At 60.5% G+C, this 3,889-nt stretch carries 3 protein-coding genes; 2 read left to right on the forward strand and 1 reads right to left on the reverse strand.

What is annotated here, in order from left to right:
• Window positions 1-258: 258 nt before the first annotated feature.
• The gene (locus MCB86_RS19570; RefSeq protein WP_239611926.1) at window positions 259-1,461 is read right to left on the reverse strand and encodes a CaiB/BaiF CoA-transferase family protein; all 1,203 of its coding nucleotides are present in this window, start codon (window positions 1,459-1,461) and stop codon (window positions 259-261) included.
• Between the two features lie 175 nt (window positions 1,462-1,636).
• On the opposite strand from MCB86_RS19570, the gene MCB86_RS19575 reads away from it, so the two are divergent.
• Window positions 1,637-2,536 (forward strand): LysR family transcriptional regulator, encoded by a 900-nt coding sequence (locus tag MCB86_RS19575; RefSeq protein ID WP_239611927.1) that lies wholly within the window; start codon window positions 1,637-1,639, stop codon window positions 2,534-2,536.
• Window positions 2,537-2,682: 146 nt separating this feature from the next.
• Complete coding sequence (locus MCB86_RS19580; protein ID WP_239611928.1) at window positions 2,683-3,684, forward strand: TRAP transporter substrate-binding protein; 1,002 nt, start codon at window positions 2,683-2,685, stop codon at window positions 3,682-3,684.
• The last annotated feature ends 205 nt before the right edge of the window (window positions 3,685-3,889 follow it).

Here is a 3,889-nt window from a genome sequence, read left to right on the forward strand (position 1 = left end):
AAAGCTTCGCCCCGGGTCGGGGCTCCCACAGAAGAGCCAGAAGCTTCGCTGCAAGGTTTTCGGTTTCATGGAAGAGCCAAAGCATTACTCGCACTGCTGTTGTAGGAGGCGCGACCTCGCGCCGAATGCGGGCGTACTGCCCGTTTAAACAAAAGCTTCGCCCCGGGTCGGGGCTCCCACAGAAGAGTTAAAAGCTTCGCCCCCGGGGTTGGGGCTCCCACAAAAAACCAAAAGCGTTGTGCGCAGCGGCTGGAATGCTCAGATGACTCCTCTTTCGCGCAGCCCTTGGCGTTGCTCGTCGGTGAGGCCGAGGCCGGCCAGTACATCCTCGGTGTGTTCGCCCAGTTGGGGGCCGCCAGTGCCGATGCGACCGGGAGTGCGGCTGAGTTTGGGTAGCACGCCTGGGACCTTGAGCGGCCCGGCGAACGTCTCTACCTGTTCGATCATCTGCCGCGCCAGGTAGTGCGGGTCCTTGACGATGTCGGCCGCGGTGTAGGGATAGCCGGCCGGAACGCGCGCTTCTTTCAATGCCTCGATCACTTCGTCGCGGCTGTGCTGTGCGGTCCACTCGCCGATCGCGGCGTCGATCAGCTCGGCGTGCTCAGAGCGGCCGTCGTTATGTGCCAAACGTGAATCCTCGGCCAGATCCTGGCGCCCCATCAGGGTCATCAAGCGCTTGTAGATACTGTCGCCATTGCCGGCGATCAGTACGTAGGCGCCGTCATTGCACAGATAGGAATTGGACGGGGTGATGCCGGGGAGGGCGCTGCCGGCGGGCTCGCGCACATAGCCGAAGGCGTCATATTCAGGCACCAGGCTTTCCATCATGGCGAAAACCGATTCATATAGGGCGACATCGATTTCCTGGCCCTTGCCGCTGCGGTTGCGCTCTTGCAATGCCAACAGGACACCAATGACGCCATACAGTGACGACAGCGAGTCCCCGATGCTCACGCCCACCCGTACCGGTGGTTGGCCCGGATAGCCGGAGAGGTGGCGCAATCCGCCCATGGCCTCGCCGATCACGCCGAAGCCGGGTAGGTCGCGATAAGGGCCGGTTTGACCGTAGCCGGAGATGCGCAACATGATCAGGCGCGGGTTGAGCTTCGACAGTTCGTCCCAGCCCAGGCCCCAGCCCTCGAGCGTGCCAGGACGAAAGTTTTCCACCAGCACGTCGGCTTCGGCGACCAGCTGGCGGACGATCTGCTGGCCTTCGGCGGCTTTCAGATCGAGCGTCACGGACTGCTTGTTGCGTGACTGCACATGCCACCAGAGCGAGGTGCCGTCCTTGAGTTTGCGCCATTTTCGCAGAGGGTCACCGACCTGTGGCGGCTCGATCTTGATTACCTCGGCGCCAAATTCGCCGAGCATCTTGCTGGCGAAGGGACCGGCGATCAGCTGGCCCATCTCGATGACCTTGAGGCCTTGCAACGGCAAGCTGGTTTCATTCTGTTCGTTCATCACAACACCTGTGCCAGGTCGATTCATGTATGGAGGATGACCGAGCGTCGCGCGGCGGACAATTGCTGAATAACCAAGGATGGTTTCGTCAACCACGAAGACAACTCGCGGATGCCTTTCTGGGCGCGCGGGTTTATGGTGGTAGCTTCGTCAGCTGCGAATACGGGAGTCAACCATGCGGCGTGTCGATTTCGTTACCCTGCGCCTCTTCGTTGCTGTTGCTGATGAGCGCAGCTTGACCCGTGCCGCCGAGCGCGAGCACTTGGCCCTCGCGGCTGTTAGCAAGCGTATCAGCGACCTGGAAGGCCAGCTCGGCGTCAGTCTGTTGTATCGCCAACCCAAAGGCGTCGAACTGACGCCAGCCGGTCATGCGCTGCTGCATCATGCGCGCAATTTGCTCGACGGCTTACAGCAGATGGATGCCGACCTTAGCGAGTTCAGCCAAGGCGTGAAGGGGCATGTGCGCATTCATGCCAACACATCGGCGGTGATCGAGTTCCTGCCTGAAGACCTGAGCGCCTTCGCGCGCCTGCATCCGGAAGTGAAGATCGATCTGGAGGAGCGTGTCAGCAACGATACGCTGCGCGCCCTGCGGGAAGGTTTGACCGATATCGGCGTCTTCGCGGGGCACATGGCGGCCGAGGATCTGCAAGTGTTCGGTTATCGCGAGGATACGCTTGTGCTGGTCACTCCGCGGGAGCACCCCTTGGCGACGCTGAAGAGCATCGCCCTGCGCGATGCCGCCGGTTTCGATTTCATCGGCTTGCAGCAAGACGCCTCCTTGCATGTATTGCTGCATCAGTCGGCCCAACAGATGGGCATGCCCTTAAGGCTGCGGATTCAGGTGCGCAGCTTCGAGGCGATCTGCCGGATGATTCACACGGGTATGGGCATTGGGGTGCTGCCTGAACAGGTGGTGCGCAATTATTTGCCGGCGCTGGATGTCGCCATCATCCCGCTGACCGATCCCTGGGCAAGACGCGAACTGAAGATCGGTGTGCGCAATCTCGAAAGCCTCTCCGTAACGGCGCGACAATTGCTGGAGCACCTCACCGCTCGCGAAGGCAGTCGGTGAAAACAGCCTGCGCGCCGCATGGCTTCGTCAAGGTCTTCGTCAACTGCGAAGCCTTGCTTGCTCAAATATGAATATCAGCGAGAAACGGCGCCGGCTAGAGTCAGGTCAGCTACATGGCTCACACAACTACAAAACGGAGCTTCTCCATGGCACGACTTACCCGTGGTATCACTCATCTGCTCGCCGCTTCGGCCTTGTTCAGCGTATTCGCGGCTCAGGCGGCCGATCCGATTCTGATCAAGTTTTCACACATCACCGCTGACAGTACACCCAAGGGGCAGGGTGCCTTGATGTTCAAGAAGCTGGTCGAAGAGCGCCTTCCCGACCAGGTCGAGGTACAGGTGTATCCCAACTCCTCGCTTTACGGCGACGGCAAGGAAATGGAAGCGCTGCTGCTCAACGAAGTCCAGCTGCTCGCACCCGCGCCGTCGAAGCTGGAGCAGTACACCAAACAGCTGCAACTGTTCGACCTGATGTTCCTTTTCGATGACGTGGCGGCGGCGCAACGCTTTCAGCAGTCGGACAAGGGCAAGGCGATGCTCAAGTCCATGGAAGACAAAGGCATCACCGGGTTGGCCTACTGGCTCAACGGCATGCGTCAGTTCACCGCCAACAAGCCGCTACGTGAGCCTGCCGATGCGCGCGGGCTGAAATTCCGCGTGCAGCCGTCGGATTTGCAGGCCGCTCAGTACACCGCACTGCGCGCTGTGCCGCGCAAGATGTCGTTCGCCGAAATCTACCAGGGTCTACAAACCGGCGTGGTCAATGCACAGGACAATCCCTGGTCCAACATCTATAGCCAGAAGTATTACGAAGTGCAGAAGTACATGACCGAGTCCAACCATGGCGTCGGTAACTACCTGCTCATCACCAATACGCAGTTCTGGAATGGCTTGCCGGCACCGGTGCGGACCGAGCTCGAACAGATCATCGAAGAGGTCACGGCTGAGGTGAATCGCCAGGCCGAGGCGCTGAACGAGAAGGCCAAGCAGAACATCATCGATACCGGCAAGAGCGAGATCCTGGTGTTGACCGAAGAGCAGCGCAACGCCTGGCGTGATGCTGTGCGTCCGGCCTGGAAGAAGTTCGAAGCGCAAATCGGTCCCGACCTGATCCAGGCCGCCGAAGCGGCGAACCAAGCGCAGTAGATTCGACCGCTACGCGCCCCAGCACGTGCTGCGGGCGCTTTGATGCGAACCGCGCAGAAACGCCAAAGCACTACCCGCGCGCTTTTGTAGGAGGCGCGCCCTCGCGGCGAATGCGGGCGTTCTGCCCGCCCAAAGCCAAAAGCTTCGCCCCGGGGTAGGGGCTCCTACAGGATAGAAAAAAGCGTTTTCCCGTAGCTGCGGGCGC

Source organism: Pseudomonas sp. KSR10, from assembly GCF_022355455.1.
GTDB classification, from domain to species: domain Bacteria; phylum Pseudomonadota; class Gammaproteobacteria; order Pseudomonadales; family Pseudomonadaceae; genus Stutzerimonas; species Stutzerimonas stutzeri_E.